General features: G+C 58.3%; 2 protein-coding genes and 1 pseudogene. 2 read left to right on the top strand and 1 reads right to left on the bottom strand.

Translation table 11 applies throughout. The features are described from left to right. Window positions 1–53: 53 nt before the first annotated feature. Entirely contained in the window at window positions 54–920 is an 867-nt protein-coding gene (locus tag ALO64_RS06710; RefSeq protein ID WP_002552324.1) for a MurR/RpiR family transcriptional regulator, read from the bottom strand. Window positions 921–1139: 219 nt separating this feature from the next. On the opposite strand from ALO64_RS06710, the gene zwf reads away from it, so the two are divergent. After that, window positions 1140–2609 carry a glucose-6-phosphate dehydrogenase gene (gene zwf, locus ALO64_RS06715; RefSeq protein ID WP_005732729.1) on the top strand — a complete coding sequence of 490 codons (1470 nt, stop codon included), beginning with the start codon at window positions 1140–1142 and terminating at the stop codon, window positions 2607–2609. Further along, window positions 2596–2677, top strand: a pseudogene (locus tag ALO64_RS26200) (6-phosphogluconolactonase); the annotation flags it as partial. The gene zwf and the pseudogene ALO64_RS26200, both read left to right, overlap by 14 nt.

Genomic DNA, 2677 nt, shown 5'->3' on the forward strand with positions numbered 1-2677 from the left:
AGCGTCCCGAAAGGCATTACTACGCAGGGTGAACGATAGTCAACGACACCCAGTCAGCCCTGATCCTCGATCGGATAGCGGCTGTCATTCAGGCTTTCCTTGATCTTGCGCAGGTGCGGCTGGAAGTCAACGCCGCGGCGCAGGGTCATGCCGGTGGCCAACACATCGAGAACGGTGAGCTGGATGATCCGAGAGGTCATCGGCATGTAGATGTCCGTGTCTTCCGGCAATGGAATGTTCAGGCTCACAGTGCTGGCCTGCGCCAGTGGCGAGCCAGCGGCGGTCAGGCCCAGCACCGAAGCGCCATTTGCACGGGCGATGCGGGCCACTTCCACCAGCTCGCGCGTGCGCCCGGTGTAGGAAATGATCACGAACAATTCGCCGGTATGGGCCACCGACGCAATCATCCGTTGCATCAGCACATCGGCATGCGCCGTGACCGCCAGGTTGAAACGGAAGAATTTGTGCTGCGCATCAAGCGCCACCGGCGCCGAGGCACCCAGCCCGAAAAAGTGGATCTGCCGTGCCTGGATCAGCATGTCCACGGACTTGCTGATCAGCGCCGGGTCCAGTTGCTGGCATGCGCTGTCGAGCGAAGCAATGGCGCTACCGAAAATCTTCTGGGTATAGGCCTCGGGATTGTCGTCGGCTTCCACAGCGCGGCTGACATAGGCTGCGCCGCTTGCCAGGCTCTGGGCCAGTTGCAGTTTGAGCTCCGGATAACCGCTGACGCTGAACGAACGGCAGAAGCGGTTGACCGTCGGTTCGCTGACCTTGGCGGCCTGGGCAAGCGCTGCAATGCTCAGCCGCGTTGCCATCTGCGGGTTGAGCAGGATCACTTCGGCCACCTTGCGCTCGGCCTTGTTCAACTCATCGAGTCGGCCCTGGATTTGCTCCAGGAGGTTTCTTACGCGGTCCATTCAAAGTCCTTGTCGGGGGCTGATTCACCAACGGTTTTGGCCTGAGCTTTTTTTAGCTCTTTAGCCTGTAGCAAAGGTGGCCTATCGTACTGAGGGCCTGTGTTGATCACCACTGGAATATGCTTTTAGGCAGAATGTTGTGGTTATTACTACATATGGCCTTGAGTAACGCCTTTAAAAAAGGTATTTGTAGCCTAACTTGATAAAAGAACCAACATTATGCCCTTGATTACGGTTGAACCGTGCACATTTGCCCTGTTTGGTGCCCTGGGGGACCTGGCGGTACGCAAGCTGTTCCCGGCTCTTTATCAGCTTGATCGCGCTGGACTGCTGCACGAAGACACAAAAATTCTTGCCCTGGCGCGTGAACCCGGCGACGAACAGTCGCATCTGGCGTATATCGAAAAATCCATGCGCCGCTTCATTCCCGAGGCCGAACTCGAGCCCGACAACCTGGGCCGGTTTCTGGCGCGCCTCAGCTACCTGCATGTCGACTTCCTCAAGGCCGAGGATTACGTCGCACTCGCCGAGCGCGTCGGCAATGCCGAAACCTTGATCGCCTATTTCGCCACACCCGCCTCGGTCTACGGTGCCATCTGCGAGAACCTTGCGTCGGTCAACCTCGCTGAGCGCACGCGTGCCGTACTGGAAAAACCCATCGGTCACGACCTGGCCTCTTCGCGCCGGGTCAATGACGCTGTTGCGCAGTTTTTCCCGGAAAACCGCGTTTATCGTATCGACCACTATCTGGGCAAGGACACGGTACAGAACCTCATCGCTCTGCGCTTCGCCAACAGCCTGTTCGAAACCCAGTGGAACCAGAACCATATTTCGCACGTGGAGATCACGGTGGCCGAGAAGGTCGGCATCGAGGGCCGTTGGGGCTACTTCGATCAGGCCGGTCAATTGCGCGACATGATTCAGAACCACTTGCTGCAACTGCTTTGCCTGATCGCCATGGACCCGCCCAGCGATCTGTCGGCAGACAGTATTCGCGACGAGAAGGTCAAGGTGCTCAAGGCGCTGGCACCGTTCACGCCCGAGCGTTTGGCGACCCAAGTGGTGCGTGGCCAGTACACCGCTGGCTACAGCGAAGGCAAGGCGGTGCCGGGTTATCTGGAGGAAGAGAACTCCAACACCCAGAGCGATACTGAAACCTTCGTCGCGCTGCGTGCCGATATCCGCAACTGGCGCTGGTCGGGTACGCCGTTTTATCTGCGTACCGGCAAGCGCATGCCGCAGAAAATGTCGCAGATCGTGATCCATTTCAAAGAGCCGCCGCACTACATCTTCGCGCCTGAACAGCGTTTGCAGATCAGCAACCGCCTGATCATTCGCCTGCAGCCCGACGAAGGTATTTCCTTGCAGGTGATGACCAAGGACCAGGGGCTGGACAAAGGCATGCAGCTGCGCAGCGGGCCCTTGCAACTGAATTTTTCCGACACCTACCGCAGCGCTCGTGTCCCCGACGCTTATGAGCGGTTGTTGCTGGAAGTCATGCGTGGCAATCAGAACCTGTTTGTCCGCAAAGATGAAATCGAGTACGCCTGGCAATGGTGCGATCAGTTGATCGCTGGCTGGAAGAAGGCGGGCGACGCGCCCAAGCCTTATCCGGCCGGAACCTGGGGGCCAATGAGCTCCATTGCCCTGATTACTCGTGACGGGAGATCCTGGTATGGCGATATGTGACCTTGAGCTGCCAGCAGGGCTGGTAGCACGTGATTTCGACACACCGCAGCAACTGGCTGATGCGCTGG

Source organism: Pseudomonas meliae, assembly GCF_001400515.1.
Classification (GTDB): Bacteria; Pseudomonadota; Gammaproteobacteria; order Pseudomonadales; family Pseudomonadaceae; genus Aquipseudomonas; species Aquipseudomonas amygdali.

Coding starts and splice junctions, on each gene's coding strand:
- zwf (WP_005732729.1), top strand. CDS start 1,140: ATGCCCTTGATTACGGTTGAACCGTGCACATTTGCCCTGTTTGGTGCC.
- ALO64_RS06710 (WP_002552324.1), bottom strand. CDS start 920: ATGGACCGCGTAAGAAACCTCCTGGAGCAAATCCAGGGCCGACTCGAT.